Origin of the sequence: Shinella sp. S4-D37 (assembly GCF_040812195.1) — a bacterium.
Taxonomy (GTDB): Bacteria; Pseudomonadota; Alphaproteobacteria; order Rhizobiales; family Rhizobiaceae; genus Shinella.
Window position 1 is genome coordinate 3,970,459 of record NZ_JBFNXL010000005.1, and the last position, 25,096, is coordinate 3,995,554.

Annotated in this window: 35 protein-coding genes and 2 tRNA genes; 34 read left to right on the forward strand and 3 right to left on the reverse strand. The window is 62.9% G+C overall.

The window, feature by feature from the left end; genetic code table 11:
- The first annotated feature begins 1 nt into the window (after position 1).
- The 17 genes from AB3G45_RS26890 to AB3G45_RS26970 all read left to right on the forward strand — a co-directional run bounded on the left by AB3G45_RS26890 (position 2) and on the right by AB3G45_RS26970 (position 14,022).
- A complete protein-coding gene (locus AB3G45_RS26890) occupies positions 2 to 247 on the forward strand; it encodes a hypothetical protein (RefSeq protein WP_367833435.1) in 246 nt (81 codons plus the stop codon).
- Positions 222 to 2,072 carry an AAA family ATPase gene (locus AB3G45_RS26895; RefSeq protein ID WP_367833436.1) on the forward strand — a complete coding sequence of 617 codons (1,851 nt, stop codon included), beginning with the start codon at positions 222 to 224 and terminating at the stop codon, positions 2,070 to 2,072. Before AB3G45_RS26890 ends, AB3G45_RS26895 begins: the two co-directional genes overlap by 26 nt.
- A gap of 125 nt (positions 2,073 to 2,197) precedes the next feature.
- The gene (locus AB3G45_RS26900) at positions 2,198 to 2,467 is read left to right on the forward strand and encodes a hypothetical protein (RefSeq protein WP_367833437.1); all 270 of its coding nucleotides are present in this window, start codon (positions 2,198 to 2,200) and stop codon (positions 2,465 to 2,467) included.
- Between the two features lie 605 nt (positions 2,468 to 3,072).
- The gene (locus AB3G45_RS26905) at positions 3,073 to 3,504 is read left to right on the forward strand and encodes a hypothetical protein (protein ID WP_367833438.1); all 432 of its coding nucleotides are present in this window, start codon (positions 3,073 to 3,075) and stop codon (positions 3,502 to 3,504) included.
- Positions 3,485 to 4,882 carry a phage portal protein gene (locus AB3G45_RS26910; protein WP_367833439.1) on the forward strand — a complete coding sequence of 466 codons (1,398 nt, stop codon included), beginning with the start codon at positions 3,485 to 3,487 and terminating at the stop codon, positions 4,880 to 4,882. The genes AB3G45_RS26905 and AB3G45_RS26910 overlap by 20 nt, the downstream gene beginning before the upstream one ends.
- 15 nt (positions 4,883 to 4,897) lie before the next feature.
- Complete coding sequence (locus AB3G45_RS26915) at positions 4,898 to 6,679, forward strand: prohead protease/major capsid protein fusion protein (RefSeq protein WP_367833440.1); 1,782 nt, start codon at positions 4,898 to 4,900, stop codon at positions 6,677 to 6,679.
- Entirely contained in the window at positions 6,679 to 6,894 is a 216-nt protein-coding gene (locus AB3G45_RS26920) for a phage head-tail joining protein (protein WP_367833441.1), read from the forward strand. Before AB3G45_RS26915 ends, AB3G45_RS26920 begins: the two co-directional genes overlap by 1 nt.
- Before the next feature lies 1 nt (position 6,895).
- Positions 6,896 to 7,270, forward strand: coding sequence for a DUF2190 family protein (locus tag AB3G45_RS26925; RefSeq protein ID WP_367833442.1), 375 nt, complete (start codon positions 6,896 to 6,898; stop codon positions 7,268 to 7,270).
- Positions 7,270 to 7,632 carry a hypothetical protein gene (locus AB3G45_RS26930; RefSeq protein WP_367833443.1) on the forward strand — a complete coding sequence of 121 codons (363 nt, stop codon included), beginning with the start codon at positions 7,270 to 7,272 and terminating at the stop codon, positions 7,630 to 7,632. Before AB3G45_RS26925 ends, AB3G45_RS26930 begins: the two co-directional genes overlap by 1 nt.
- Positions 7,629 to 7,877, forward strand: coding sequence for a hypothetical protein (locus AB3G45_RS26935; protein ID WP_367833444.1), 249 nt, complete (start codon positions 7,629 to 7,631; stop codon positions 7,875 to 7,877). The genes AB3G45_RS26930 and AB3G45_RS26935 overlap by 4 nt, the downstream gene beginning before the upstream one ends.
- On the forward strand, positions 7,874 to 8,149 hold the full coding sequence (locus tag AB3G45_RS26940) for a phage tail assembly protein (RefSeq protein ID WP_367833445.1): 276 nt from the start codon (positions 7,874 to 7,876) through the stop codon (positions 8,147 to 8,149). Before AB3G45_RS26935 ends, AB3G45_RS26940 begins: the two co-directional genes overlap by 4 nt.
- A gap of 123 nt (positions 8,150 to 8,272) precedes the next feature.
- Entirely contained in the window at positions 8,273 to 10,501 is a 2,229-nt protein-coding gene (locus tag AB3G45_RS26945) for a phage tail tape measure protein (protein WP_367833446.1), read from the forward strand.
- On the forward strand, positions 10,498 to 11,064 hold the full coding sequence (locus AB3G45_RS26950; RefSeq protein ID WP_367833447.1) for a hypothetical protein: 567 nt from the start codon (positions 10,498 to 10,500) through the stop codon (positions 11,062 to 11,064). The genes AB3G45_RS26945 and AB3G45_RS26950 overlap by 4 nt, the downstream gene beginning before the upstream one ends.
- A 112-nt stretch (positions 11,065 to 11,176) precedes the next feature.
- Positions 11,177 to 11,698, forward strand: coding sequence for a hypothetical protein (locus tag AB3G45_RS26955; protein WP_367833448.1), 522 nt, complete (start codon positions 11,177 to 11,179; stop codon positions 11,696 to 11,698).
- Positions 11,670 to 13,394 (forward strand): phage terminase large subunit family protein, encoded by a 1,725-nt coding sequence (locus AB3G45_RS26960; RefSeq protein ID WP_367833449.1) that lies wholly within the window; start codon positions 11,670 to 11,672, stop codon positions 13,392 to 13,394. The genes AB3G45_RS26955 and AB3G45_RS26960 overlap by 29 nt, the downstream gene beginning before the upstream one ends.
- The gene (locus tag AB3G45_RS26965) at positions 13,391 to 13,753 is read left to right on the forward strand and encodes a hypothetical protein (protein WP_367833450.1); all 363 of its coding nucleotides are present in this window, start codon (positions 13,391 to 13,393) and stop codon (positions 13,751 to 13,753) included. The genes AB3G45_RS26960 and AB3G45_RS26965 overlap by 4 nt, the downstream gene beginning before the upstream one ends.
- Positions 13,750 to 14,022, forward strand: a complete 273-nt coding sequence (locus tag AB3G45_RS26970) for a hypothetical protein (RefSeq protein ID WP_367833451.1) — start codon at positions 13,750 to 13,752, stop codon at positions 14,020 to 14,022. The genes AB3G45_RS26965 and AB3G45_RS26970 overlap by 4 nt, the downstream gene beginning before the upstream one ends.
- A 259-nt stretch (positions 14,023 to 14,281) precedes the next feature.
- Here the strand turns inward: AB3G45_RS26970 and AB3G45_RS26975 are convergent, their stop codons facing one another.
- Positions 14,282 to 14,536, reverse strand: a complete 255-nt coding sequence (locus AB3G45_RS26975) for a helix-turn-helix transcriptional regulator (protein WP_272805568.1) — start codon at positions 14,534 to 14,536, stop codon at positions 14,282 to 14,284.
- A gap of 89 nt (positions 14,537 to 14,625) precedes the next feature.
- Between AB3G45_RS26975 and AB3G45_RS26980 the strand changes: the two genes are divergently transcribed.
- The 6 genes from AB3G45_RS26980 to AB3G45_RS27005 all read left to right on the forward strand — a co-directional run bounded on the left by AB3G45_RS26980 (position 14,626) and on the right by AB3G45_RS27005 (position 15,888).
- Positions 14,626 to 14,970 carry a hypothetical protein gene (locus AB3G45_RS26980; RefSeq protein ID WP_367833452.1) on the forward strand — a complete coding sequence of 115 codons (345 nt, stop codon included), beginning with the start codon at positions 14,626 to 14,628 and terminating at the stop codon, positions 14,968 to 14,970.
- The gene (locus AB3G45_RS26985) at positions 14,967 to 15,161 is read left to right on the forward strand and encodes a hypothetical protein (protein ID WP_367833453.1); all 195 of its coding nucleotides are present in this window, start codon (positions 14,967 to 14,969) and stop codon (positions 15,159 to 15,161) included. Before AB3G45_RS26980 ends, AB3G45_RS26985 begins: the two co-directional genes overlap by 4 nt.
- Positions 15,161 to 15,439, forward strand: a complete 279-nt coding sequence (locus AB3G45_RS26990; RefSeq protein ID WP_367833454.1) for an HNH endonuclease — start codon at positions 15,161 to 15,163, stop codon at positions 15,437 to 15,439. The genes AB3G45_RS26985 and AB3G45_RS26990 overlap by 1 nt, the downstream gene beginning before the upstream one ends.
- On the forward strand, positions 15,436 to 15,624 hold the full coding sequence (locus tag AB3G45_RS26995) for a hypothetical protein (protein WP_272805565.1): 189 nt from the start codon (positions 15,436 to 15,438) through the stop codon (positions 15,622 to 15,624). Before AB3G45_RS26990 ends, AB3G45_RS26995 begins: the two co-directional genes overlap by 4 nt.
- On the forward strand, positions 15,621 to 15,803 hold the full coding sequence (locus AB3G45_RS27000) for a hypothetical protein (protein ID WP_367833455.1): 183 nt from the start codon (positions 15,621 to 15,623) through the stop codon (positions 15,801 to 15,803). Before AB3G45_RS26995 ends, AB3G45_RS27000 begins: the two co-directional genes overlap by 4 nt.
- Before the next feature lie 7 nt (positions 15,804 to 15,810).
- Positions 15,811 to 15,888, forward strand: a tRNA-OTHER gene (locus AB3G45_RS27005).
- A gap of 529 nt (positions 15,889 to 16,417) precedes the next feature.
- Here the strand turns inward: AB3G45_RS27005 and AB3G45_RS27010 are convergent.
- A tRNA-Ser gene (locus AB3G45_RS27010) sits at positions 16,418 to 16,507 on the reverse strand.
- Between the two features lie 113 nt (positions 16,508 to 16,620).
- Between AB3G45_RS27010 and AB3G45_RS27015 the strand changes: the two genes are divergently transcribed.
- The 5 genes from AB3G45_RS27015 (at position 16,621) to AB3G45_RS27035 (ending at position 18,846) form a co-directional block, all read left to right on the forward strand.
- Complete coding sequence (locus tag AB3G45_RS27015; protein ID WP_367833456.1) at positions 16,621 to 16,773, forward strand: hypothetical protein; 153 nt, start codon at positions 16,621 to 16,623, stop codon at positions 16,771 to 16,773.
- 61 nt (positions 16,774 to 16,834) lie between these two features.
- The gene (gene rplU / locus AB3G45_RS27020; protein ID WP_367833457.1) at positions 16,835 to 17,206 is read left to right on the forward strand and encodes a 50S ribosomal protein L21; all 372 of its coding nucleotides are present in this window, start codon (positions 16,835 to 16,837) and stop codon (positions 17,204 to 17,206) included.
- A 25-nt stretch (positions 17,207 to 17,231) separates the two neighbouring features.
- Positions 17,232 to 17,501, forward strand: coding sequence for a 50S ribosomal protein L27 (gene rpmA / locus AB3G45_RS27025; protein WP_023515222.1), 270 nt, complete (start codon positions 17,232 to 17,234; stop codon positions 17,499 to 17,501).
- A 125-nt stretch (positions 17,502 to 17,626) separates the two neighbouring features.
- Positions 17,627 to 18,259, forward strand: coding sequence for a GNAT family N-acetyltransferase (locus AB3G45_RS27030; RefSeq protein ID WP_367833458.1), 633 nt, complete (start codon positions 17,627 to 17,629; stop codon positions 18,257 to 18,259).
- Positions 18,256 to 18,846, forward strand: a complete 591-nt coding sequence (locus AB3G45_RS27035; protein ID WP_367833459.1) for a GNAT family N-acetyltransferase — start codon at positions 18,256 to 18,258, stop codon at positions 18,844 to 18,846. The genes AB3G45_RS27030 and AB3G45_RS27035 overlap by 4 nt, the downstream gene beginning before the upstream one ends.
- Positions 18,847 to 18,885: 39 nt before the next feature.
- On the opposite strand, the gene AB3G45_RS27040 is transcribed toward AB3G45_RS27035, so the two are convergent.
- On the reverse strand, positions 18,886 to 19,746 hold the full coding sequence (locus AB3G45_RS27040) for an endonuclease/exonuclease/phosphatase family protein (protein WP_367833460.1): 861 nt from the start codon (positions 19,744 to 19,746) through the stop codon (positions 18,886 to 18,888).
- A gap of 79 nt (positions 19,747 to 19,825) precedes the next feature.
- Here AB3G45_RS27040 and obgE point away from each other — a divergent pair, with 79 nt between their 5' ends.
- From obgE to rlmH, 6 genes are all read left to right on the forward strand, one after another.
- Positions 19,826 to 20,836: a GTPase ObgE gene (gene obgE / locus AB3G45_RS27045; RefSeq protein WP_367833461.1), complete on the forward strand. Its 1,011-nt coding sequence runs from the start codon at positions 19,826 to 19,828 to the stop codon at positions 20,834 to 20,836.
- Between the two features lies 1 nt (position 20,837).
- Positions 20,838 to 22,010, forward strand: a complete 1,173-nt coding sequence (proB, locus tag AB3G45_RS27050) for a glutamate 5-kinase (protein WP_367833462.1) — start codon at positions 20,838 to 20,840, stop codon at positions 22,008 to 22,010.
- Positions 22,003 to 23,280: a glutamate-5-semialdehyde dehydrogenase gene (locus AB3G45_RS27055; protein WP_367833463.1), complete on the forward strand. Its 1,278-nt coding sequence runs from the start codon at positions 22,003 to 22,005 to the stop codon at positions 23,278 to 23,280. Before proB ends, AB3G45_RS27055 begins: the two co-directional genes overlap by 8 nt.
- A 36-nt stretch (positions 23,281 to 23,316) precedes the next feature.
- Positions 23,317 to 23,925 carry a nicotinate-nucleotide adenylyltransferase gene (locus tag AB3G45_RS27060; RefSeq protein WP_367833687.1) on the forward strand — a complete coding sequence of 203 codons (609 nt, stop codon included), beginning with the start codon at positions 23,317 to 23,319 and terminating at the stop codon, positions 23,923 to 23,925.
- 109 nt (positions 23,926 to 24,034) lie between these two features.
- Positions 24,035 to 24,439 (forward strand): ribosome silencing factor, encoded by a 405-nt coding sequence (gene rsfS / locus AB3G45_RS27065; RefSeq protein ID WP_367833464.1) that lies wholly within the window; start codon positions 24,035 to 24,037, stop codon positions 24,437 to 24,439.
- A 79-nt stretch (positions 24,440 to 24,518) separates the two neighbouring features.
- Entirely contained in the window at positions 24,519 to 25,001 is a 483-nt protein-coding gene (rlmH, locus tag AB3G45_RS27070) for a 23S rRNA (pseudouridine(1915)-N(3))-methyltransferase RlmH (RefSeq protein WP_367833465.1), read from the forward strand.
- Positions 25,002 to 25,096: the final 95 nt, after the last annotated feature.

The following is a 25,096-nucleotide window of genomic DNA, read 5'->3' on the forward strand; positions in this document are numbered from 1 at the left end:
CATGAAAATCATATCAATCCGCCCGGCGGGGCCGGGCGGCAAGACCCTCGCGCGTTTCGACGTGCAGCTAGACGGCATGAGATTATTCAACCTTTCGCTAAAACAAACGGGCGTTGGCCTGCGCGTCTTTGCGCCGTCGGCATTCGGCTCGGCTGCGGTCACTTTCACACCTGAAATTTCCGCCGCGCTGATTGCGTTGGCTATGGGAGAGATCCACCAAGATGGCATTACTCAGCAAGCAGCCTGAAGCCGACCCGCGCCCACATCAGGCCGCCTTCCGAGAAATCAGCTCCATTGCTCAATGGAAACTCGCCGGCGATGTGGTGCTAGTGCCAGACCCCGATAATATCGACGACGTAACTCGCGACGATCTGACGAAAATTTCGCACTGGTCCGACATGACGGATGCGGACATTCCGCGTCTCGCCGTACTGACCGACTCTTTCTTCCGCTTCATCGACGAGGGCCAGGACGCATCCGTCATCGCGATCTGGCGGGATGGAGCCCCACTGGTCAGGCAGATCGACGGCGCCCCCTGTGAGGCCGTGACGGACTTGGTCATGGACGCTATTACAGGTGAGAAAGCACTCTCCGAGAAGTGGGTCGGCCTTCCGCCGCTGGAGGCTGAAATCGAGAAGCTGGCATACCAGAAGGGCTATTCTGCAGGGCACCGTCCGAAATGGCTTGAACGCGAGGCCCGGCGCCGGCTCGAAGAGTTGAGTGTCGATCCGCCCTCGCCGGCAAACGACAATCGCACGGATGATGCTCGCCTACGTGAGCTCTTCGGCGATGGTCAAATGGGCGTGGACCAGAACACGGGTAAGCACTTCCTCGCCAACTGCAAGCATGACGGCAAGGTCGGCGTTGCGGAGATTGGCCCAGATGGCCAACCTAGGTTCAAGGCTTATGCCACCCAACCTCGGCCAGCGATCAAGGCAACGCCGTTCGCGCTACGCGACCCATCGAGCCTGCCCGCGCGTGATTGGCTCTTTGCTCGGCACTACATCCGTAAGTTCCTTACCTCGACCGTAGGCGCTGGTGGTGGCGGCAAGTCCGCGCACTCAATATCGGAGATCCTGGCGATGGTGACTGGCCGGCCTCTGCTGGATCCAGAAGGACCACTCACGAAGCCTTTGCGGGTCTGGTACATCAATGCCGAAGACCCCCAAGAGGAAATCGATCGCCGCTTCCACGCGGCTGCAAAACACTTTGATGTCACGCCTGATCAGATCGCTGATCGCCTGTACACGGACTCGGGTCGAGATCAGGAGTTCGTCATTATGCGCCAGGAGGGCCGCGACCTTAAGGTTTGCCAGCCGCTCATCGACGAGATGGTGTCAGAGATCAGGCGTCGAGAGATCGACGTTGTGATCGTCGACCCCCTGGTTTCGACCCATGAGGTGCCGGAGAATGACAACGGCGCGATGCAGCGAGTTGCGAAGGCTTGGCTCGAGGTTTCCGATCGCGGCAACTGCTGCGTCGAGGTCATCCACCACGTCGTCAAAAACAGCGGTGAGGTCACTGCGGATTCGGCCCGTGGAGGCGGCGCGCTGAAGGATAAGACGCGTGGCATGCGGGTTATCAATGCAATGACTCGCGAGGAAGCCGACAAGGCTGGCCTTGACACGCCGGACGGGTACTTCCGGATCGACAACGGTAAGGTCAACCTTGTTGCATCGGGCCGTTCCGAGTGGCGCCGATTCGCGAACGTGCCGCTGATGAACGGCTCAGGGCTGCTCGATAGAGGCGACGAGATAGGCGTGGTAGAGGCGTGGCGCTGGCCGGCGGCGGCGGACGCGGTGGCAGGCGTCTCCGAAGAAGCGCTGCACGCCATCAAGCGCAAAATCAACGGCTCTGATTGCCGCGACAATGTCCAGTCGTCGCAGTGGGCAGGGTACAAAGTCGCTGAAGCTTTGCAGATGAACATGGCCAATCCCGCCGAGAAGAAGGAGGTGCGACGCATGCTGGAAGCGTGGAAGCGGCAAGGTCATTTCACCATCGAGCAGCGACCGGACTACAAGGGCGTCGAGCGCCCGTGCCTCGTTCCAGTCTTCCACACCTCGAGTGATTGAGGTGTGGAGCAGGTGTGGAGGTGTGGGTAAAACTGCACTCCACACCACCCACACCTCACCTTTATGGTGGGGTGGGTGGGTGTGGTGTAGGGAAAATACAGAAGTGGTGGTGTGGAAACTTTTTGATGCATGACGCGAAAACACAACTTATGGACCTTGCCGATCGGCTGGCGAGGCTGGCACCTAGCCATCGGGATCCGCACCGCTTCCACGAGGAGAAGTCGGAACTGGTCGCCGAGCTGAGGCGGCTGGCCGTTGGTGGCTCAAATTGCGCCACCAACGAGGATCGCAATGGCGCCTACAGGCTGGCTTCTGGCAAAGTCCTAGAAGCCGCCAACGACAACCACCCACGGAGAACCGCACGCATGCGCCGAATGCCCGAAACTTTCCAGTGAGGGGTAGGAAATCGCCCTTTTCGCCGGGTGTATTAGTGAAGGGGTGGCACTTTCTGCCCTTGCCATGGTGAGTATCATTGACCGTATGCCATGCGCACTCAGGTCCCCGAGGGGTGAGGTAGATAGCGGGTGCCGTAGCGCACTTGTTGCATTCCCGCAACATTCACTGATAGTCGGTCGCTTGCGCCACTACTTTTTTCCTTCGAAATGTACACTTTTTGCGATCTCGCCGGGTGTATCAGTGAAGGGATACGATTTCCCGCCGCCCCATGGTGAGTATCCATGTAGGGACCGCCACTCGCATTCAACTCCCCGAGGGGTTAGAGGGTATAACCTGATTGCCGTCCCGTGCGGTATTAGTGAGATCCCCCAAATTAGTTTCCAGCATCGCCGCCGTTGTCATTCTCCTCCGGCGCGATCAGCCCGTCGAGCGCCTCACGGCGATCCGGGCCAGCTTCAGTTCCCTCCCGGCGGTTGGTCCTTCCGGTGGGATAGCCGGTCGTGTTTGGTTCGCCGACACGACCGGCATCAATCCAGTCGCAGGCTTCGGCCTGCGGCTTTTTTTAGCGAACTATCTTTCAACCAATAAATGACAGGAGGCTGTAGTGGCCCACCCTTCACCGCCTTCTGGCGGCTGCTTCGTCGTGCCTGCTTGGTGGACGAAGCCCACGTTCAATCTTTCTGAGGTGTCGCAATTCCTCGGGATGCCGATCAGCACCGTAAGCTACTGGCTGACCCTGGCTCGCGCTGCTGGCCTCGAGGTCGGCGACCACAGCGGGAACCGCATCAGCTACTCTTGCCATACCGTGTTCGCCCTGTCGCTTTTGGCGAAGTTGCGTATCCGGCGCGTTCGGATCAATGCGGACGTGGTCGTGGCAGCGTTCGGCTTTGCCGGCCTTCCCGGTCCACGGCCGGTTCCCTGCAATGGTGACTGGGTGGTCTTCGATGACGATGCCAGCCTGACCGTGCCAGCCTGGCTTTGCTGGACGGCAGTGAGGGCATGGGCAACTAAGACGCATGGTACTGCCCATGCTTAATCGCCTACGTTCATTCTTCACCGGCAAGCGCAGCTACACCGGCGCAGCGGGCGGCAGGCGCTGGTCCGGTGCGCAGTCTATGCCGGCGCCGGTTTCGTCCGCACATGCTGCCCGTCATACCCTAGCCGCTCGCGCCAGGTTCGCCGTCGCCAACAATCCGTTGGCCTGTTCCGGCCTTGAAAGCTGGGTGACGAGTCTCGTCGGAACCGGCGTGAAGATGCAATCGCGGCACGCCGACACGTCGATCCGCGAAACCCTTTCGGCTCGTTTCGAAGCCTGGACAGATTCAGCGGACGCGGATGAGGCGACCGATTTTTACGGCATCCAGGCTTCGGCTGTCCGAAGTATGATTGTTGCCGGCGAGGCATTCATCCTCATGCTCAACACTGCTAGCGGCCTGAGGCTCAGGCTCCTTGATCCGGAACAGGTCGACAGCAGCTATACGGTTGCTCTCTCCGATGGCGGGCAGGTTGTCCAGGGCGTCGAGATGGACGCAGAGGGCAAGCGTCGCGCCTACCACGTCTTCGTCGATCGACCAGGCCATATGACGGGCTTCACCCGCCAGCGCAGTCGTATCCCATCTGATGACATTTGCCATCTCTACCGGCCCCTTTGGCCGGGGCAGATACGCGGGATAAGCTTCTTCGCTCCCGTTCTGTTGCGGATGGCCGATCACGAAGGAAGCCGGGATTCGCAGCAGGTCAGGCAACGTGTCGGGGCTGCTCTAGCAGGTTTCATTCGCTCGACGGATGCCTCTGGTCCGCCCATGGACGGCGAGCAGGCGGGCAACACTCTCGTCGGTGGCCTCGAGCCCGGCACGCTGAAATATTTGGCACCCGGCGAGGAAATCGTATTCAGCAGCCCACCGACGATCGGCATGGATGCGATAGCATTCATGCGGCTCACGGAGAAGGAGATCGCCGTAGGCTTGGGCGTCCCTGCCTACCTGCTCAACGGCGACTTGAGCGACGTGAATTACAGCTCGATCCGGGCGGGCTTGATATCCTTCCGTGAGCGCGTCGAGGCTCTTCAGCACTCAGTCCTGGTATTCCAGTTTCTGCGGCGTGTTTACGAGCGCTGGGTGACGCTCGAAGTGCTGGACGGTAAGGTGTCCACGACAATTGATGCCGCTCTACCAGCCATATGGGTAACACCAAGGCAGGCATGGGTGGATCCCCTCAAGGACGCTGAAGCGGAAATCCTTCTGTTCAACAACGGCATGAAGTCGAGGCGGGAAATCGTCGCAAGCCGCGGGCTCGACATTGAGGCGCTGGACGCGGAGATGGCCGCGGACAAGGCCCGTGCCGACGGACTCGGCCTCACGTTCGGCACGCCACCGGCAAACGACAACACCCCTCCCGCCGCCATCGCGGCATAATCATCGGAGCATAACATGACCGATCAGAACGGCGTGCTCACCCGCGCCGCGCCTCTGCGCGCCTCCACATGGGACGCGGAAAAATACACCGTCCAGGCGGTGCTATCCACCGGCGCGGCTGTCACTCGATACGACAGCCGCGGCGAATTCCAGGAGGTCCTCGACCTCAACCAGACCTGGCCCGCGAGTATCCCATTGTTGGATTCTCACTCGAGGGGTTCAGTGGACGATCGCCTCGGCGAGGTTGTCGACATCCGCACCGTAAACGGTGAGGTCGTCGGCCTGGTTAAGCTCTCCCGCCACAACGAGCGCGCCAAGCGCGTAGCGGCAGAACTAAGCGACGGCGCCACCTATGCCGTCTCGATAGGCTACTCCGTCACCAAATGGGCGGAAAGCAAACCGGGCGGCAAGCGAACGCTGACTGCCCAAACCCTAGAGCTTCTTGAAGCCAGTCTCACAACCGTCCCCGCAGATCGCGGCGCCGGCCTTCGGAGTGAACCTATGACCACCCAGACCACCGAAACCACCACCACCCAGACTCGCGCCGAACTGGCAGCCGAGGTTCGCGCCATTGCGGCCAAGACCGGCCTGCCCCAGGACTGGGTCAATGCCCAGACGGACGCAGACGAAATCGACCTGAACTCGGTACGCGCTGCCGCCCTTGCCGCGATGCAGGCTCGGACGATCGTCACCGCGACCGTGCGTGCGCCGCATAACGAGACGACGATCGACAATCCTGAAGTCCGTGTCCGCGCCGCCGGTGAAGCTCTCTATGCCCGCACCAATCGCGGACACGAACTCTCTGAACAGGCCCGCGCTTTCGTCGGCATGGGGACCGTTGATCTCGCCCGCGAGTCCTTGCGTCACGCCGGTATCGTCACGACCGGCATGTCCGCATCGGCCATCGTCGAGCGCGCGCTTCACAGCGCTTCCGATTTCAGCCTCATTCTTGGGGACAGCGTAGGCCGCACATTGCGCGCCGGATACAACGCCGCGCCGTCTGGCTTGAAGCGTGTCGGCCGCCAGACCACGGCCAAGGACTTCAAGGACAAGCACCGCCTGCAGCTCTCCGAAGCTCCTCGCCTGGAGAAGGTGGGAGAGTCGGGAGAATTTAAGAGCGGAACCCTGACGGAGGCAAAAGAGTCGTACCGTCTCGCGACTTACGGGAAGATGTTTGGGATTACCCGTCAGGCGATTATCAACGACGATTTGGGCGCGTTCAACGACCTGGCGCGACGTATGGGTCAGGCAGCAGCAGCGACGGAAGCGCAGTTGCTGGTCGATCTCTGGCTCGCCAACTCCGGCGCCGGCCCGACAATGAGTGACGGCAAGGCAGTCTGGCATGCCGACCACAAGAACCTTCAGACGGCGGCAGCGTTCGACATTGCCCCGTTGTCGATCATGCGAACCGCCATGCGCAAGCAGGTCGGCCTGACCGGCGAACTCATCGCCATCGAGCCGAAATTCTTGATCATCCCGGCTGACCTGGAAACGACAGCGGAACAGAAGCTGCGCACCGTTCTCTACCCGGCCGCAAGCGCCAATGCCGCACCGGAATCGATGCGCTCTCTTGAGATCGTCGTCGAACCCCGCTTCGTCTCGGCCACCGGCTACTACCTCGCTGCTGATCCGGCTAGCGTCGATGGCCTGGAATACGCGTACCTCGAAGGCGAAGAGGGTGTCCAGGTAGAGACCCGCGCCGGCTGGGAAGTCGATGGCGTTCAGATCAAAGCCCGTACCGATTTCGGCGCCGGCTTTATCGACTGGCGCGCATTTCAGCGCAACGTCGGCGCTTAATGGAAGCCCTGCTAGCTCAACGGGTCGCCCTTGTGGCGGCCCGTGGCAGTGGCCAGCTCGAAGTCGAGTTTACGTCCGGTGGCACGCGCCGCCGGCTGATCTTCCGCAGCATTGCGGAAATCGAGCGGGCAATCGCTGCCATCGATCGTGACATCGCCGCCCTCCAGGGCAAGCGCGTCACCACGTTCCTCCCAATTTTCAAGTCAGGATTCTAAAATGGCAAAAAACCATATTCAGCGCGGCAGCACGATTACTGTTGTCGCCCCCGCAGACGTTCTTTCGGGCGGCGGCGTTCTCGTCGGCGACATCTTCGGCGTAGCTCAGCATGACGCGCTTTCGGGTGCGCCTGTCGAGATCAAGGTCGACGAGGTCTGGGAACTAGCCAAGACCAGCGCGCAGGCGTGGGCCTCTGTCGGCCTTCCGATTTACTGGGACGCAAGCGGCAAGGTGGTCACGACCACGGCCTCGACCAACAAGTTGATCGGCGTCAACCTCGCCGTCGCCGCCAACCCGTCGGACACAGGCATCGTCAGGCTCAATGGAATCTTCGCCGCACCGTCTGCCGCCCAGATGGACGCCGGCGACGCATAATGGACTGGCAATCTGTAGAGGCGGCCGTTGACGCGGCCGTCTCCTCCGCTTTCGCGGAGCTCGTCCGTCATGCACCAATGAAAAGCGGCACGGCCGACCCATCCCGCCCGCTGACCGACCTTATGGCCATCCTTCATAGCCCTTCGGTCGACGGCTCGATCTCGCTGGGCAATGGGATGATCACGACGGTGTCGGCCAGCGCGCACGCCCTGGTCATAAGCCGCGCCGCCTATCCCAACATCGTCTTGCGCAGCAAGGACAAGGTCCGCGCCACTGCCCGGCCTGGCAGCCCCTGGTACGAAGTCTCAAAGATCTCGGACCGGCACTCCGGCATTATCATATTGGAGCTCACCGAAGCATGACCAACCAACCCACTTGGCACCTTGAGGCAATCGAAGACGAGGACGGCGCGCAACTCGACGCCACCATCGACTTCCCGGACTCGGCGGTCGCCATCTCCATCGCCGGCCCCGACATCTTCGCCGCCGTGAACCGCTTCGCCGAGCTCATCAACGGGTGGCGCAAGTACCTCCCCGAGCCCGACCCTGAAGCCGTTGTCTATGACACGGCCACAATTGCCCGCCTTCTCAAAGGAGAAAACGCATGACCGATGAAACCGTAACTTTCGCATTGTCCAAGGCCGTCGAACATGGCGGCACGACCTACACCACGTTGACTCTTCGCGAAGCACTGGCCGGCGATCTCGCCGCTGCTGACATGGTGACGGGTGACATGAACAAGTCATTCGCCATCATCGCCAGCCTGGCCGATGTGCCTATCCAGGTTGTCAAGAAGATCCGCGCCCGCGACCTCGGCCCGCTGATGGCGCAGGTGGCCCCGCTTATGGGGGAGCCGGCAGCGGCGGCTGGACCGACATAATAGCAGTCGTCGCTAGCGAACTCTCCACGCCTATTCCGGTGGTCGAAGCGTGGCCGCCGGAGAAGGCAATCCGGTACTTCGGCGCTGCCGAGAAATTGATCAAGGCAAAGGCGGGAGCATCCGATGGCGGTCCGTGAAAGCAAACTTATCGTCAGCCTGCTCGACAGGCTGACGGGTCCATCCCGTGCGATTTCGTCCGCAATGGGTCGCATGAATGCCCTAGCCGCAACAAACGCGGCCCGGCTGGACGCCGTCCGCGGGCAAATGCTCGACGCCGTCGGCGCCGGTTACGCGCTCTATAAGGGGCTGGCCGCACCCGTGAATGCGGCTATCGAATTCGAGTCGGCGATGGCCGACGTCAAGAAGGTTGTAGACTTTCCGACGCCTGAAGCGTTCCAAAAGATGGGCGCCGATATCCGTGGCATGGCGCTCGAAATCCCCATTGCCGCCGACGGCCTGGCGCAGATCGTTGCCGCCGCCGGCCAGTCCGGCATTGCGACTAACGAGCTCACCAAGTTTGCCGAAATGGCCGCGAAGGTCGGCGTCGCGTGGGATATCACCGCAGGCGAGGCCGGCGAGTCGATGGCCAAGCTGAAGACCGCGCTTGGTCGATCGGTCGAAGACACTGGCCTGCTCGCCGACGCCATCAACCATCTTGGTAATAACAGCGCAGCCAGCGCGCCGCAGATCCTTGACGTCGTCAAGCGCGTTGCCCCGATGGCCAGCCAGTTCGGCATGACAGCCGAGCAGGTCGCCGCCCTTGGCGCCGCAATGACCGGTTCCGGCTTCGGCAGCGAAGTGGCAGCGACGTCGATCCTCAATATGGGCAAGGCGCTGACGAAAGGCGGGTCGGCATCTGACAGGCAGGTCGCGGCGTTTAAGAAGCTCGGGCTGTCGGCGAAGACCGTCGCGAAGACGATGCAGAAAGACGCCGTCGGGACGCTGCAGGACGTGCTGGCGAGGATCAACAAGCTCCCTGCCGAGACACGCGCCGCGGCTATCTCCGACCTTTTCGGCGACGAAGCACGCGCTCTCGGTCCGCTGATAAGCAACGGCAAGCTTCTGGCCGACACGCTCGCCCTCATATCCGATCAGAGCAAATATGCAGGGTCCGCCAGCAAGGAGTACACGGTTGCCAGCAAGCGCACCGCGAACGCCCTGCAGCTCTTCAAGAACCGCGCGAACGATCTCGGCATCAGTGTTGGCGACGCGCTCTTGCCAGCCTTGAATGGTATCCTGGAGAAGATCGGTCCGATCGTCACCGACATCTCGAGTCTGGCGCAGCGTTTCCCTGTCGCCACGCAGGCTATTGTCGGCATAACGAGCGCTTTCATCGCTCTCCGCGTTGCTGTTACTGCTCTGCGGTTCGCTGGCCTCTTCGCGTTCGGCTCGGTCCTATCTGCTGGCATCGGCGCACTTGGCGGTGCGTCGGCTATTCTCACCGGCGTGTCTGGGGCGCTCACCGCCCTTGGCGCTGCCGTTGCTGCTGTGTCCGCACCCGCCCTCCTTGCTATCGGTGCGGCCGTTGCCGTCGTTGGTGCGGCCGGTGCATGGCTTTATCGAAACTGGGATAGGGTTAGCAGCACAGTAATAGGTGTCGCGCGTGCGCTTGGCGACGAACTCAAACCTGTGATCGACTTCCTGCAACCAGTCATTGACCCCTTCGCCCAGTCCTTCCGCGCCCTCGGTGACGGCGCCCAGTGGGCGTGGCAGCAAGTCAAAGAATTGGCGACCTGGTTCGGCTCGCTCTTCCAGCGGGACGATTTAACTAGACAGCATGAAATGATGCTGGAGGATTCGGCCTACAGCACGACAAGGAAAGTCATAGCGGCTTTCAAGGCCGTGAACTCCGCCATGTTCCAGGCGGGCATTGACATGATCCAGTCAGTAATCGATGGCGTCACGGCAAAGGCTACGGAACTCCTGAACTGGTTTCGCGATCTTCCAAGCAAGATCCGCGAGGCTGTCGGTAGAATTGACCTGTCGGGCATCATCAGCTGGCCCAAGATGCCCTCCCTCTTCGGCGGATCTTCCGAACCCGCCGTCGACGGCGCACGCGCCAAGGGTGGGCCTGTTGGAGCAGGCAAGACATACCTGGTGGGCGAGCGCGGGCCGGAGTTGTTCTCGCCAGGCCGTTCCGGTGCGATCTCGCCGCATGCAGCCTACAGGGCAGCCTCTGCCGGCGCTGCCGCTAATCAGCAAGCGTCCACCAAAAACTACTACCTCACGATGGCACCCGTCATGAACGTGACGTCCGCCATCGATCCGGAGGAGTTCGCGAAGCGCACTGTCGCGGAGCTTGGGCAGAGCAGCAAGGCTGTAATAGAATCCTGGGATGGGGACATAATATGACCATAAGCATCAAATGGGCGGACAAGCACCTTATGCAGTTCGCCAAGGACATCGACCGTCTCAGTCGCGAATTCCCCAAAGTCCTGCCCCGCATCGTCAATCAGGTGGGGGACCGGGCAAAGACGCAGGTTATTCGCACATTGACCAAGCAGACCGGCCTGGATCGCAGGGTCATCGTTGCCGCCGTCGGTGATCCTCGCCGTGCGCATGGGGGGAAGCTCTCCTACGAGATGATCACCCGTGGGGGTAACATCAGGGTCAAGTACCTCAACGCTAAGGAAACCGAAGATGGCGTGGTTGCCAAGCCCTTCGGGCAGACGGCCACCTATGAAGGCGCCTTCATGAAGGGAGGGGTATTCCCTAACCGTACCGACGTGCCTCGCTTCAAGGGCCACGCCTTCTACCGCCTCAATCCGCGCGGCACGAAGATCACGTTCGTTCGATCGGGCGTCGTCATCCCCGATGAGATGACGACGGGTGCAACTGGTGCGGCCTTCGATAAGATCGCAGCACCTCTCCTTCAAGAGCGCGTCGACAAGGCCATCACCAAGCTGTTGCGCTGAGGCAACACCCATCCCCTTGCCAACGGGTCCTCCCCAGCGGCGGGGGGAGCGGGTCAGCGCGAGTGCCGAATATCGCTACCCGCCGAAACACCTACAGGGGGTTCCGCCGCCAATGACCGGAAGCAACGTCAGCGCCAAGGCGCTCGGCGAATGGCTCGACACGTCCGAAAGAACGGTGCGCGAGCTTGCCGAAAAGGGGATCGCGGTCCGGACTGGCCGCGGCCGCTACGATCTGAAGCAGTCTATCATCAACCACGTCCGCCATCTTCGCGAAGTCTCCGCCGGCCGCGGTGGCGAGCGTCAAATCCTTGACCTGACAGCCGAACGCGCCCGCCTGGCGAAAGAACAGGCGGATGGTCAAGAATTGAAGAACGCGCAGCTACGCGCTGAGCTTCTGCATGTCGACGAGGTGGTCGCCACATGGTCGGACATCTACCGCCGCTTCACCGCAAGACTGGTCGCCGTCGGCGACCGTGTCGCGGCCCGCATGTCAGTTCCCGCCGACATCACGCAGGCCTTTGACCGCGAAATTCGAGAGAGTCTTAATGAGCTTGCCGACTATGAGGAGGGCTCGCCGACTGGCCGCAGCCAGCCTCCGGCCGCCGATGAAACTGAGGCTGAGCGAGTGGGCTGAGCAGAACATTCGGCTTCCTGCCGGCACTGCTGTCCCTGGCCCGCTCCGCCTCTACGCCTACCAGCGCGGCATCGCCGACGCCATCACCGACCCGCAATACGAACGGATCTCGATCCTAAAATCTGCCCGCATCGGCTACAGTATGTTGCTGTCCGTCGCGATTGCGAACTTCGTGGTCAACGACCCAGCGAACGTGCTTTCGGTCTTTCCGACCGATGAGGCAGCAAGCCGGTTTGTTGTCTCCGACCTCGAGCCGATGTTCGCGGCTTCTCCCTCCCTACGGAACGCATTTCAAGCCGACAAGAGCCGGAAGAGCCGCAACCGCATCCTGGCGAAGCGATTCCCAGGCGGCGAGTTGCGGGCCGTCTCTGCCATTCCTCGTCATCTGGATGCACATACCAGCCGGATCGTTATCGCCGACGAGGTGGACCGAATGGAGCCCACCGTCGAAGGCTCCCCGCTCGCGCTCGCCGAGAAGCGCACCCTGACCTTCCGGAACCGTAAGATCCTCGTCGGTTCGACACCTAGGTTCACGCAGACCAGCTTCGTCATCGCGGCCTATAACGAATCCGACCGTCGCATATACGAAGTGCCGTGCCCCGGCTGCGGAGACCACTGCGAAATCGAGTGGAAGGACATCAAATGGCCGAAAGATGAACCGAGCAAAGCGTTCTGGTGCACGCCATGCTGCGGCACGGTCGTCGAAGAGGATCAGAAGTTAGACCTCATCGAGAAGGGCCGCTGGCGCGCGACCAAGCCGGAAGTGATCGGGCATGCCGGCTTCAAGGTCAACGCGCTGATTAGCCCTTTGCCGCAGGCCACCTGGGCGAAGATTGCCACCGAGTTCTTGCGGTGCGGCAAGGATCCGACACTTCTGCAGGCGTTTTTCAACACCATCATAGGTGAGGGTTGGGATGCTGCTGAAGGCGAAGGCGTCGACGAAACCGCGCTCTTCAACAGCCGTGAGGGATTCGGCCTCGACGCCATTCCGGAAAACGTGCTCGCCATCGTCTGCGGCGTCGACGTCCAGCACGACCGTCTCGAGGTGACGCTGATCGGATATGACCGGCATGGCGTCGCGTACATCCTCGCGCACCGGATCATCTATGGCCGGTGGGACGATAACGAAACCTGGCTGGAGCTTGATGCTCTCCTGAAGTCGCGCTGGAAACACCCGCTGGGCGGCTCCATAGGTGTCGATGCGGCCTGCGTGGATAGTTCCGACGGTACGACCATGGATCGCGTCTATGACTTCTGCTTTCCACGCTGGCGCCGCAAGGTGATGGCCATCAAGGGCCGCGCCGGTAACGTACCGTGGATCGTCGCCCACGCGCAGCGCAAGCGCGCCGGCACGCTATGGCAGGTAGGCGTCGACGGCATCAAGGGGGCCTTGTTTGAACGCCTCAAGGCTGGCGGCTTCTATCGCTTCTCACAAGACCTGGATCTCGAATTCTTCGAGCAGCTGAACGGCGAGCGCCTGGTCGAAAAGCGCAAGGCGGGCGTGAAGGTGCTCGAATTCGTGCCCGTTGCCGGACGCAGGCATGAAGTTTTGGACTGCGTGGTCTACGGAATGGCCGCGCACAAGACCCTCAATATCAACTGGGATCAGCGGGCCTCCGAGCTCCGCATGGAACCCCAGGCCGCACCAAGGCCGCGGGTGATCGAAAGCGACTGGATAAAAGGACTGACAGGATGAAGATCGAAAACTGGAACCAGCCGGCCGAAGAGGTCAACAGCGTCGTCGCAACGTTTGACCTTGCATTCGGCCACCTGACCATCATGGGGCTCATGCTTTGCCGTCACCGGCAGCGCGCGGCCGACGGATTCGTGCGAATACCGAAGGCGCAATACACTGGCGCGCGCGTCTGCAACTTCACCCACCGCGGCTATTCGGCGATCCTGCAAATGGCCGTCGACATGCATGCATCCCTGACCGGCGAGCGCCTGCGTACCGGCTGGAACAAGTCGGATGCTCCGACCAGGCCGGTCATCTCCAACTGGCTGGACCGGCACGAAGCCGACGACGCAGGTCTCCATAGGGTGCTTGCCGCATGATCAAGATATCGAATCTACATCAGGCGCGCGGCCGAGTGGCGGCGACCTTCACGGCGGAAGTCGGCGAACTGGTGCTTCCTGGCTGCGCGCTGATCCGCCGTGGCGACGGCTATGTGCTGTCGATCCCGCGAGTCGGGGAGCCGTCGCGACCTGCGCCGCTCAGTGCGGTGCAGGAAGCCGAGTTGCTGCGCGTGGCCGTCGAGGCGACACGAGGGCTGGCGCGGCCCGTCTGCCCGGATCTGGAGGAGGCATTGCGGATGGTGGGGTGAGTCCGGTTTTGGGCTGAGCATTCAATGCAATTTTGCGTTGTGGTTGGAAACCAAGGGGATGGCACCGATCCGTGCCGTTTAGAATCAAGGGGATGGCGGCGGTTTTGGTGAAGCGATCAACCGAACTCGCCACAATGGCGACTTCACTCCTGCTCTTGCCAGCGTTGCTTCCTCCGCTGGCCCCCTGCTTAGTCTCAGGAAATTCCAACTCATACAGCACCTTGCGGCGGGCCGTCTCACCTCGCGCGCACGCGCGAGGCTATTCCTGCCGATCCCTCAGACGCACGCCTGGGCCGTTGCCGTTGGACGGGATGAAGACGATTCCAAGGTCTAGCAGGGCGGCAACAACAGCCGCGACGTTGTTCGTCATGCCTGACACACTTCCTTCACTCGCCTCCATTCGCTTCAAAGTGGGCACACTGATTTTCGCCGCCGAGGCAATCTCAGCCTGCGTCTTTCCGAGGAGCGTTCTTGCCGCCGCAAGTTGTCGGCCAGATAGGTTATTCTGATCCATTGGTATCACTATGACCTTTTGGTATTGACATCGGGATCGTCGTGATCTAAAGGTATCACCTAGATACGAAAGACGCAACGAGGTGTCCCATGCCGAAACGAAACGCAGTTACCAGTCCGTTAAGGAACGCCAACAACCCGAAGTCGATTGCCGCCTTCCGGCGTCATCTGCGATGCCAGAACCCGCCGAAGTTCCAGGCCGGTGATGTCGTCGACTTCGAAAAGGAGGGCGGCCGCAAGTGGCCCCTGATGATCCTGGGCATCCGCGGCGATGCCGCCGACGTCATCTGCTATGACGGAAATCCGCATCTGGTTCGCCTCAAGGTCGCCACGCTCGAAGCGCTGCGGATCACGAAGGTCGAAGCCAGCAGCGAGGAGACCATCGCAATGTACCGCGCGCTCGTCGGTCTGCCGGTCGAGGAGGTCGCAGCATGACCACCGTCCTGCACCGCCACAAGATCGAAAAGGCCATCGACATTCTCATAGCGCTCCTGGACGCCGCTGACGGCGATCCGGATCTGGAGGACGACGAGCGGGAAGAGGATCCTTCCGAACGCGGCATCGCCGACCACGACGGGCTGATCGAGCAGGGGTTCGGGATGTTGTGCGGAGAGGAGGCAGCCTGATGGCAAAGTTCATGAGGGTACGCCGCCGCCTCCGCGAAGCGCAGGGCGGGATGTGCTGCTACTGCGCTCGCCAGATGGGGCCGCCACACAAGAACAAAAAGCCACATCCTTCGAGCGAAACGATCGAGCACCTGCGCCGCAAGGCCGATGGCGGGACAAACGCTCCCGACAACCTCGCGCTGGCTTGCAGCGAATGCAACACCGGTCGCGGCGCAATGGACTGGCTGACGTACAAGACCGTCCGTGCGGGCGAGATTTACAGGGAGGTGACGGCATGAACTGGCGCGATTGGTATCCAGAAGGCAGCACCGTCTTCATCGGCCGCGAGCAGTACATGCTGCGTCACAACGAGCATGACCTCGGCGTCGACCTCTACAGAGGCGACCAGCGTGTCATGACGATCGCCCCGGAATACGTTCCGGTGATTGCGAGTGGAATCAAGTATCCGGAGGTGACGGCATGACCCAGCCGAGATTCGTGATGATGACGTGCCGCAACGGTCAGGTCGGTTGCCTTGGTGTCGCGCTCAGCTTCGAGCACGCGAAGGAAGCCGTCGACGAGTGGGTCGAGGAGAATCGTGCGGGCGACCGCGCATATGCCTGGGTCGAGCGCGCCGAATACGCGGTTTATCCCGCTTCCTAAACCTATCGCCCCTGTACCGGTCCGGGAGTTCTACCCCGCGAAGCCGTAACGGATGATGCGAGTTCGAATCTCGCCAGGGGCTCCAGTTCCTTCCCGACCGTATTCATATCCGGTCGGGAAGCGGCCGCGCGCCGCAGCTCCTCAACATTGAGAGGGCGGCCAGACGGTATTGTTTTCAGCACAAAGGGGGAACAAAATGAATGGGAGCAGACGCAAAGCACTCTGCGCACTAGGTGCGGGAGTTTTGGGTCCTTGGGCAGGCGCTGGGGCGCTCGCCCATCAAGGCGATCAGGTGGATGAGCCGACGCCGGAAGAACTCGCGGAGCAATTGGCGCGGGCCCTAGCGCGTCGCCATGGAGGGCGGTGGCATTGCGACATAGGCGCAGCCGGACGCCACGTTATGATTTTCAAACTACCGGATAGAAGTACTTAAGGGGCCTTATGTGCTTCGACATATGGGCGCTGAAGAAGATCGCCGTCGCCGCCTTTTATTTAGTTACCACAGGCCAGCGCGATACCACGTCACCCGCACTCGACGCGCGCTGGCCGACCTTTCTTTCAAGGTTATGGCAATCGGCGAAAAATCCCGAAAAATGCAATGAAATCAAGGAAAATGGCGGAGAGGGTGGGATTCGAACCCACGATACCCTTGCAGGTATGCCGCATTTCGAGTGCGGTGCATTCGACCTCTCTGCCACCTCTCCGCATCGGGTCGGCGCCTTTTGAGCGCGGGCGGTACATAGCGGGTGTCGGGCGGCCTTGCAAGGGGGCCAGGCGACCGAAAGTTCATCTATTTGTCATGGTGACGGAAATCCCCTTGACAGTTTTCATCGCCTCACCTATTGCGCAAGGTGCAGTGGCACAGGTCTCACTTGTGCCGCGACGCTGGTTCTTTGTGCCACGCCATGCGGCTGTTTACAACGAACCGATTGAGCCGGCGGTGCGCCAATGCATCGCCATCACCGACTGACAAAAAGACGGCCTTGCCCTTTTCGGGACAAAGAGCCGGCACGAACATGAAAGGATAAAATATGTTCGCAGTCATCAAGACCGGCGGTAAGCAGTACCGCGTGGCCGCCAACGACGTCCTGACGATTGAAAAGCTGTCGGGCGACGCAGGCGCCAAGATCGAATTCACCGAAGTGCTGATGGTCGGCGTCGGCGCCGACGCCACGATCGGCGCGCCCTTCGTCGAAGGCGCCGTCGTGACGGCCGAAGTCGTCGAGCATGGCCGCGCCAAGAAGGTCATCGCCTTCAAGAAGCGCCGCCGCCAGAACTCGAAGCGCTCGCGCGGCCATCGTCAGCACAACACGACCGTCCGCATCATCGACATCGCCGCAGCCGGCAAGGCGAAGAAGGCTTCCAAGAAGTCCGAAGCCGCCGCTGAAGCTGCAGCCGAATAATCCGGACAGGTAAAGGAGAACTCCCATGGCACACAAAAAAGCTGGCGGCTCCTCGCGCAACGGTCGCGATTCCCAGTCCAAGCGCCTCGGCGTGAAGAAGTTCGGCGGCGAAGCCGTCCTCGCAGGCAACATTATCGTTCGCCAGCGCGGCACGCAGTGGCATCCCGGTGCCAATGTCGGCCTCGGCAAGGATCACACGATCTTCGCCCTTACAGCTGGCAATGTGAATTTCCGTACGAAGGCCAACGGTCGCGTCTACGTGTCTGTAGCCCCGAAAGCGGAAGCAGCGGAATAAGCCGGTAGCGCTCTAAAACAGCCGGCGTCTCATCGACCCGGCTGACGCTACAGGTTCAGGCCTGAAGAAAAAAGGGGAGATGAGGCAAGACCTTATCTCCCCTTTTTGCTCTGGAGGACTGAGCCATGCAGACCGAATTGTTACGGGAAGACCAATCACGGTCTCCCAAGGAACGGCTGAGGCCCGAACGGTCGAGGACCGATTGCCCGATCTTGCTGTCGCAGAGGCTCGTCATGAGAGCCCCGCACGAAGACGACATCGACGCCCTTGCCCATCTCGCCAACAACGCCAATATCGCCAACATGGTCGCCCGCATGCCGCACCCCTATACGGTCGCGGATGCTGCCGATTTCGTGCGACGCACACGCGCCGGCGCGATTGGCAAGTGCGTCTATGCCATTACGAAAGCCGATAACGGCGCCTTCCTCGGTTGCTGCGGGATCGAGCCGCACGAGGACGGACGCACCGTCGAACTCGGCTACTGGCTGGGCGAGCCCTACTGGAACCAGGGCTATGTCACCGAGGCGGCGCACGCGCTGATCGACATGGTCTTCCGCACCCGCGATATCGAGCAGATCGACGCGCGCTGCCGGGTCATGAACATCCCCTCGCGCCGGGTCATCCAGAAGTGCGGCTTCCAGTTCCAGGCGACCGGCATGGTGCAGAGCCTTGCCGTTGGCGGCATGGTGCCCGTCGAATGGTACAGGCTGGACCGCAAGACCTGGGTCTCGCTGAAGAGCTGGGGAGGCATGCGATGAACGCCATGCAGACCCGGATCGAACGCGAGCGCGTCACCGGCCCCGGGCCCTGCCCGACCGTCGCGACGCCCCGCCTCGTCCTGCGCCCGCACCGTATGGGCGATGCGGACGCGATCGCCCAGTCGCTGAACGACTTCCAGGTCTCGCGCATGCTGGCGCGGGTGCCCGCCCCCTATGACCGGCAGGATGCGACGGAATGGCTTTCCGTCGCCGCCAGCGATCTCAACGAGGGCTGGGCCTTCGCCATCACGGCGGGCGACGACGTGCATATCGGCTGCCTCTCCTTCGAGCGCAACTGCGGCGGCTGGGAGCTCGGCTACTGGCTGAACCGCTTCTACTGGGGGCGGGGCTATATGAGCGAGGCCGTGCATGCCGCGACGGCGCGCTTCCTGATGCGGATGCCCGGCACGGATATCCGTTCCGGCATCTTCGCCGACAACGTCGCCTCGCTCAGGGTGCAGGAGAAGGCGGGTTTCCGCATCACCGGATGCAGCGATCTCTTCTGCGTCGCCCGCGGCGCGATGGTGCCGCATATCGAAACGCGGCTGGAGCCGGGCGATTTCCGCCCGGCGGCACCCCGGCATTGAAAAGGAGCGGGGCGGAGCGATCCGTCCCGGCCCTGACGCTCACGACAGTTCGAACCAGACCGGCATGTGGTCCGAACCGAAGGCGGTCTCGTCGACCCAGGCGTCCGTCAGCCGCTCCACGAGGCCGTGGCTGAGGAAGCAGTAATCGAGGAAGAGGCGTTCGGCATGGTTCTTCGGATCGACCCAGCTGTAGCTGGCGGCATGGCGCTTGCCGAGTCCGGCCAGCGCGTCCACCGGATGGGTGGCGCGGATCTGCCGGCCGTAGAGCGCGTCGACGCCGCCGACCATCTCGCAATATTCCGGCGATTCCGGCACCATGTTGAAATCGCCCATCAGCACGTAGTCCTCCGGCACCGGCGGCTCGGCAAGATCGAATTCGTGGGCGCCGGAAATCGCCCCGCCCTCGACGGGGTAGAGCTGGGCGCGGTCCTTCAGATACCGGATCTGCGCGATGCGCTCGTCGCGGTGGACATGGTCGAGATGCACGGAATAGACGCGGAGCGGCCCCCTGGGTGTCGCGATCACCGCCTCGGTCGCGCCGCGCTGCAGGTTCAGCTTGTCGAGGGTGCGCGTGCGCGGCAAAAGGATGGTGCGGGTCGACAGGATCGGCCAGCGCGAGAAGATCATGTTGCCGAACTGGAAACGGCGGTTGACCACGCGGCCCTGCTCGATCGCCGAGCCCGCATCGAGATCGCAGGCCGCGCCGAAGACGGAATGGTGGGTGGCCAGCAGCGTCTGCAACTCGGCAACCATGTCGACGTGGTCGTTGCGGTGAAAACCGCGGGTGACTTCCTGCAGCGCGATGATATCGGCGCCGTGGATGCTGGAGACGATGCGCGGCAAGTCGAAGCGGTCGTCGAGACCGATGCCGTACTGAACGTTGTAGCTGACGAATTTCACGATAGTCTTTGACCTCTCACGGAAGCGGCTATATCGAAGACGGCACTATGAAAATACGAGAAAAGCGAACGGCGAGCCGATGAAGTTCCTGGACGAAGCAAAAGTCTATATCCGGTCCGGTGACGGCGGGGCAGGGGCTGTCTCGTTCCGTCGTGAAAAATTCGTCGAATTCGGCGGCCCCGACGGCGGCGACGGCGGGCGCGGCGGCGATGTCTGGGTGGAGGCCGTCAACGGCCTCAACACGCTGATCGACTTCCGCTTCCAGCAGCATTTCAAGGCCGCGACCGGCACGCACGGCATGGGCCGCAACCGCACCGGCGCGAACGGCGCCTCCGTGACCCTGAAGGTACCGGTCGGCACGCAGATCTTCGAAGAAGACAACGAGACGCTGATCGTCGATCTCGTCGCGGAAGGCCAGCGCTTCAAGCTGGCCGCCGGCGGCAATGGCGGCTTCGGCAACGCGCATTTCAAGTCGGCGACGAACCAGGCGCCGAACTGGGCCAATCCGGGCCTGGAGGGCGACGAGAAGACCATCTGGCTCCGGCTGAAGCTGATCGCCGATGCCGGCCTCGTCGGTCTGCCGAATGCCGGGAAATCGACCTTCCTCGCCACCTGCACGCGGGCCCGGCCGAAGATCGCCAACTATCCCTTCACCACGCTGCACCCGAACCTCGGCGTCGCGACGATCGACGGCGGCGAGTTCATCCTCGCCGACATTCCCGGCCTCATCGAGGGCGCGCATGACGGCATCGGGCTCGGCGACCGGTTCCTCGGCCATGTCGAGCGCACGCGCGTGCTGCTGCACCTCGTCTCCGCGCAGGAGGAGGACGTCGCCAAGGCCTACAGGACGGTCAAGCACGAGCTGGAAGCCTATGGCGGCGGCATCACCGACAAGCCGGAGATCGTCGCGCTGTCGCAGATCGACCTGCTGGACGAGGACGAACTGAAGAAGAAGACCAAGGCGCTCCAGAAGGCGAGCGGCCAGACGCCGTTCCAGATCTCGGCCGTCGCCCATGTCGGCATGACGAGCACGCTGAGGGCGCTACGCGACGTCATCGTTGAGGCGAAGAACTCCGGATCCGACGACTGAGATGACGAAGCACCGCAAACCGCTCGGAAAACACCGCCGGATTGTGATCAAGATCGGCTCGGCCCTGCTCGTCGACCGCGCGAGCGGCCTCAAGAAGGCGTGGCTCGACGCGATGTGCCGCGATATCGCGGCGCTGCGGGCCGGCGGCACCGAGGTGCTCGTCGTCTCCTCCGGCGCCATCGCGCTCGGCCGCTCCGTGCTGAAGGTGCCCGCGGGTGCCTTGAAGCTGGAGGAGAGCCAGGCGGCGGCCGCCGTCGGCCAGATCGCGCTCGCCCGCGCCTGGTCGGAGAGCCTCTCGACGGACGGCATCGTCGCCGGCCAGATTCTCCTGACGCTCGGCGACACGGAGGAGCGGCGACGCTACCTCAACGCCCGCGCGACGATCAACCAGCTCCTGAAGCTCGGCGCCGTGCCCATCATCAACGAGAACGACACGGTCGCCACGACGGAGATCCGCTACGGCGACAACGACCGGCTCGCCGCCCGTGTCGCCACCATGACCGGCGCCGACCTGCTGGTGCTGCTCTCCGATATCGACGGGCTCTATACCGCCCCGCCGCATCTCGACCCCGAGGCACGCTTCCTCGAAACGATCGAGGCGATCACGCCCGAGATCGAGGCCATGGCCGGCGGTGCTGCCTCCGAACTGTCGCGCGGCGGCATGCGCACCAAGATCGATGCCGGCAAGATCGCGACGGGCGCGGGCTGCGCCATGATCATCGCGTCCGGCAAGGTCGACCATCCGCTGCGTGCCGTCGAAGACGGTGCACGCTCCTCCTGGTTCGCGCCTTCGGGTTCGCCGGTGACGGCGCGCAAGACCTGGATCGCCGGGCAGCTCCAGCCGGCCGGCCGGCTGGAGATCGACGCCGGTGCCGAAACGGCGCTGACCTCGGGCAAGAGCCTGCTGCCCGCCGGCGTGCGCGGCGTCCGGGGCACGTTCTCGCGCGGCGACACGGTCTCGATCTACGGCACGAGCGGGCGCGAGATCGCCCGCGGGCTTGCCGGCTACGATGCGGACGAGGCCCGCATGATCATCGGCAAGAAATCGGCGGAGATCGCCGCCATCCTCGGCTATGCCGGCCGCGCCGCCATGGTGCACAGGGATGACCTCGTGGTGACCGGCCTTTCCGCGCCGTTCGCCGTCGAGGCGGAAAAGGACGTCAGCCATGCTTGACCAGGTCAGGACCGACATCGACAGCCTGATGGCCGGGATCGGCCGCGATGCCCGCGCGGCAGCACGGCCATTGGCCATCGCCACCGCCGATGCGAAGAACCGTGCGCTGGAAGCGATGGCCGCGGAAATCCTCGCCGGCCGCGATGCCATCCTCGCCGCCAATGCCATCGACCTCGCCAATGCCCGGGAGAGCGGCGTCGCCGCCGCCTTCATCGACAGGCTGACGCTGACGGCCGAGCGCATCGAGGGCATTGCGAGCGCGATCCGCGATATCGCGGGCCTCAAGGACCCGGTCGGCGACGTCACCGCCGAATGGGACCGGCCGAACGGCCTGCATATCGAGCGCGTGCGCACGCCGCTCGGCGTCATCGGCGTCATCTATGAGAGCCGGCCGAACGTGACGGCGGATGCCGGGGCGCTGTGCCTCAAGGCCGGCAATGCCGTCATCCTGCGCGGCGGCTCGGACAGCGTGCATTCATCGCAGGCGATCCATTCCTGCCTGGTCGCCGGCCTCAAGGCCGCCGGCCTGCCGGAACACGCGATCCAGTACGTGCCCGTGACGGACCGCGCCGCTGTCGGCGCCATGCTGTCCGGTCTCGGCGGCACCATCGACGTCATCGTGCCGCGCGGGGGAAAAAGCCTCGTCGCCCGCGTGCAGAGCGAGGCGCGCGTGCCGGTCTTCGCCCATCTCGAAGGCCTCTGCCACATCTATGTCGACAGATCCGCCGATCTCGACATGGCGAAGACGATCGTCGTCAACGCGAAGATGCGCCGCACGGGCATCTGCGGCGCTGCCGAGACGCTGCTGGTCGACCGCGCTGTCGCCGACACGCATCTCGCACCGCTTCTCGAAGGCCTCGCCGCCGCCGGCTGCGAGGTGCGCGCGACGGACGAGATTCGCGCCCGCATCGAAAATCTCGTTGCCGCGACGGAGGCGGACTGGTCGACGGAATATCTTGACGCCATCATCTCCGTTTCGCTCGTCGACGGCATTTCCGGCGCGATCGAGCATATCAACCGCTGGTCCTCCGCCCATACGGAAGCCGTGATCGCCGAGGATCCCGACGTCGTGGAACGCTTCTTCACGGAGATCGATTCGGCGATCCTGCTGCACAACGCCTCCACCCAGTTCGCCGATGGCGGCGAGTTCGGCATGGGCGGCGAGATCGGCATCGCGACGGGCAAGATGCATGCGCGCGGCCCCGTCGGCGTGGAGCAGCTCACCTCCTTCAAATACCGCGTGCGCGGCACCGGACAGGTGCGGCCCTAAGTGACGTCGGACGCGGTTGCAGAGCGCTACCTGAGAATGCCGCATGCGGAAAAGGGCATGGCGATCGGCCTGTTCGGCGGCTCGTTCAACCCGCCGCACCAGGGTCATGCGCTGGTCGCGGAAATCGCCCTGCGCCGCCTCGGCCTCGACCAGCTCTGGTGGATGGTGACGCCCGGCAACCCCTTGAAGGATCACCGCGAGCTCGCCCCGCTCGCCGAGCGCATCCGCCTCAGCGAGGACATCGCTCCCGGCCCGCGCGTCAAGGTGACGGCCTTCGAGAAGCGGCTCGGGCAGAGCTATACGGCAAGGACCCTCCAGCGCGTGCAGGCGCTGAACCGCGGCGTCCATTTCGTCTGGATCATGGGGGCCGACAATCTCGGCACCTTCCACCGCTGGCAGAACTGGCAGAAGATCGCCTGCACCTTCCCCATCGCCGTCATCGACCGGCCCGGCTCGACGCTCGCCTATCTCTCTTCGCGCATGGCGAAAACCTTCGACTATGCGCGCATCGACGAGGAGGATGCGATGTCGCTTGCCCGCCACCGGGCGCCGGCCTGGACCTTCATCCACGGCCCTCGCTCGCCGCTCAGTTCCACGGCGCTGCGCAGCCAGGCGGCGCTAGAGAAAACCATCCCTCAGAAGTGACGTCTTGAAAGTGGTAACCTTTGATGCCTACATTTGGTAGGTGCCGGCCCGACACGCCGGTACAAGACGTGCTTGTCCTGTTACACAGAAAGGAACGAACCTGACAACAGTGCACGCGAAGGGAAACGTCATCGGCGTTTTCTCCAGGAGCGCGGGAAGGGGCGACGATGCCGCCGACCGTGCCCTTCAACTGGTCCTCGCAAGCCTCGAGGACTCGAAGGCAGAAGATATCGTTACCATCGACATTGCCGGCAAATCGGCGCTGGGCGACTACATGGTGGTCGTATCCGGCCGCTCGAACCGTCATGTCATGGCGATTGCCGATCACCTCATCTCCGATCTCAAGGACGAGGGCCTGGGCAATGCCCGCGTCGAAGGTCTCGAGGCGGGCGACTGGGTGCTGATCGACACGGGCGATATCATCGTTCACGTGTTCCGGCCGGAAGTCCGGGAGTTCTACAACATCGAACGGATGTGGGCGGCTCCCGAGATCGAGGACGGCACCGTCCATTGAGATGACGCCGGGCGCCTGTCCGGCGAGGAAAAACGGTGACGCGGCTTGAGTGTCACCCGAACGGACAGGGCTTGGGTCGATGCGGGTTGGACTTTTTGCGGTTGGACGGCTGAAGGCCGGCCCTGAGAAGGATCTTGCGGCCCGCTACATGGACCGTTTCGCCAAGGCCGGCCCGGCGATCGGCCTCGACCTCGGCAGGCTTGCCGAGGTCGGCGAAAGCCGTGCCGGCAATGCCGAGACGCGCAAGCGCGAGGAAGCGGCCCTGCTGCTAAAGGCGCTGCCCGACGGCGCCGTTCTGATCCTGCTCGACGAGCGTGGCAAGGCGCTCGATTCCCCCGCTTTCGCCGATCTCATCGGCGGCTTTCGCGATGGGGGAAAACGCGACCTGATGATCGCCATCGGCGGTGCCGACGGGCTCGATCCCGCCCTCTACGAGCGCGCCGACGCCACGCTGTGCCTCGGCAAGATGACCTGGCCGCACCAGCTCGTGCGCATCCTCGTCGCCGAACAACTCTATCGCGCGGTCACCATCCTTTCCGGGCACCCCTATCACCGCAGCTGACGGCGCAAGCATCACCGCCGCGCAAGGCTGGAGGCGCAGGATGGGCCGCAGCCGTATTTTCGGCGCGGTTTGTGGCCAAGGGACATTCTTGGCGA

What these genes read in the sequence shown, in the direction of transcription:
- AB3G45_RS27000 (WP_367833455.1), top strand. Translation starts at nt 15,621, where the DNA reads ATGACCCAGCCGAGATTCGTGATGATGACGTGCCGCAACGGTCAGGTC.
- AB3G45_RS26995 (WP_272805565.1), top strand. Translation starts at nt 15,436, where the DNA reads ATGAACTGGCGCGATTGGTATCCAGAAGGCAGCACCGTCTTCATCGGC.
- AB3G45_RS26910 (WP_367833439.1), top strand. Translation starts at nt 3,485, where the DNA reads ATGGTACTGCCCATGCTTAATCGCCTACGTTCATTCTTCACCGGCAAG.
- AB3G45_RS26950 (WP_367833447.1), top strand. Translation starts at nt 10,498, where the DNA reads ATGACCATAAGCATCAAATGGGCGGACAAGCACCTTATGCAGTTCGCC.
- AB3G45_RS26990 (WP_367833454.1), top strand. Translation starts at nt 15,161, where the DNA reads ATGGCAAAGTTCATGAGGGTACGCCGCCGCCTCCGCGAAGCGCAGGGC.
- AB3G45_RS27055 (WP_367833463.1), top strand. Translation starts at nt 22,003, where the DNA reads ATGCTTGACCAGGTCAGGACCGACATCGACAGCCTGATGGCCGGGATC.
- AB3G45_RS26900 (WP_367833437.1), top strand. Translation starts at nt 2,198, where the DNA reads ATGCATGACGCGAAAACACAACTTATGGACCTTGCCGATCGGCTGGCG.
- AB3G45_RS26975 (WP_272805568.1), bottom strand. Translation starts at nt 14,536, where the DNA reads ATGGATCAGAATAACCTATCTGGCCGACAACTTGCGGCGGCAAGAACG.
- AB3G45_RS26955 (WP_367833448.1), top strand. Translation starts at nt 11,177, where the DNA reads ATGACCGGAAGCAACGTCAGCGCCAAGGCGCTCGGCGAATGGCTCGAC.
- rpmA (WP_023515222.1), top strand. Translation starts at nt 17,232, where the DNA reads ATGGCACACAAAAAAGCTGGCGGCTCCTCGCGCAACGGTCGCGATTCC.
- rlmH (WP_367833465.1), top strand. Translation starts at nt 24,519, where the DNA reads ATGCGGGTTGGACTTTTTGCGGTTGGACGGCTGAAGGCCGGCCCTGAG.
- AB3G45_RS27060 (WP_367833687.1), top strand. Translation starts at nt 23,317, where the DNA reads ATGCCGCATGCGGAAAAGGGCATGGCGATCGGCCTGTTCGGCGGCTCG.
- AB3G45_RS27030 (WP_367833458.1), top strand. Translation starts at nt 17,627, where the DNA reads ATGCAGACCGAATTGTTACGGGAAGACCAATCACGGTCTCCCAAGGAA.
- AB3G45_RS26960 (WP_367833449.1), top strand. Translation starts at nt 11,670, where the DNA reads ATGAAACTGAGGCTGAGCGAGTGGGCTGAGCAGAACATTCGGCTTCCT.
- rplU (WP_367833457.1), top strand. Translation starts at nt 16,835, where the DNA reads ATGTTCGCAGTCATCAAGACCGGCGGTAAGCAGTACCGCGTGGCCGCC.
- AB3G45_RS26925 (WP_367833442.1), top strand. Translation starts at nt 6,896, where the DNA reads ATGGCAAAAAACCATATTCAGCGCGGCAGCACGATTACTGTTGTCGCC.
- AB3G45_RS26930 (WP_367833443.1), top strand. Translation starts at nt 7,270, where the DNA reads ATGGACTGGCAATCTGTAGAGGCGGCCGTTGACGCGGCCGTCTCCTCC.
- AB3G45_RS26890 (WP_367833435.1), top strand. Translation starts at nt 2, where the DNA reads ATGAAAATCATATCAATCCGCCCGGCGGGGCCGGGCGGCAAGACCCTC.
- AB3G45_RS26940 (WP_367833445.1), top strand. Translation starts at nt 7,874, where the DNA reads ATGACCGATGAAACCGTAACTTTCGCATTGTCCAAGGCCGTCGAACAT.
- AB3G45_RS26970 (WP_367833451.1), top strand. Translation starts at nt 13,750, where the DNA reads ATGATCAAGATATCGAATCTACATCAGGCGCGCGGCCGAGTGGCGGCG.
- AB3G45_RS26915 (WP_367833440.1), top strand. Translation starts at nt 4,898, where the DNA reads ATGACCGATCAGAACGGCGTGCTCACCCGCGCCGCGCCTCTGCGCGCC.
- AB3G45_RS26895 (WP_367833436.1), top strand. Translation starts at nt 222, where the DNA reads ATGGCATTACTCAGCAAGCAGCCTGAAGCCGACCCGCGCCCACATCAG.
- AB3G45_RS26935 (WP_367833444.1), top strand. Translation starts at nt 7,629, where the DNA reads ATGACCAACCAACCCACTTGGCACCTTGAGGCAATCGAAGACGAGGAC.
- AB3G45_RS26985 (WP_367833453.1), top strand. Translation starts at nt 14,967, where the DNA reads ATGACCACCGTCCTGCACCGCCACAAGATCGAAAAGGCCATCGACATT.
- AB3G45_RS27035 (WP_367833459.1), top strand. Translation starts at nt 18,256, where the DNA reads ATGAACGCCATGCAGACCCGGATCGAACGCGAGCGCGTCACCGGCCCC.
- AB3G45_RS26965 (WP_367833450.1), top strand. Translation starts at nt 13,391, where the DNA reads ATGAAGATCGAAAACTGGAACCAGCCGGCCGAAGAGGTCAACAGCGTC.
- AB3G45_RS26980 (WP_367833452.1), top strand. Translation starts at nt 14,626, where the DNA reads ATGCCGAAACGAAACGCAGTTACCAGTCCGTTAAGGAACGCCAACAAC.
- obgE (WP_367833461.1), top strand. Translation starts at nt 19,826, where the DNA reads ATGAAGTTCCTGGACGAAGCAAAAGTCTATATCCGGTCCGGTGACGGC.
- AB3G45_RS26920 (WP_367833441.1), top strand. Translation starts at nt 6,679, where the DNA reads ATGGAAGCCCTGCTAGCTCAACGGGTCGCCCTTGTGGCGGCCCGTGGC.
- AB3G45_RS26945 (WP_367833446.1), top strand. Translation starts at nt 8,273, where the DNA reads ATGGCGGTCCGTGAAAGCAAACTTATCGTCAGCCTGCTCGACAGGCTG.
- proB (WP_367833462.1), top strand. Translation starts at nt 20,838, where the DNA reads ATGACGAAGCACCGCAAACCGCTCGGAAAACACCGCCGGATTGTGATC.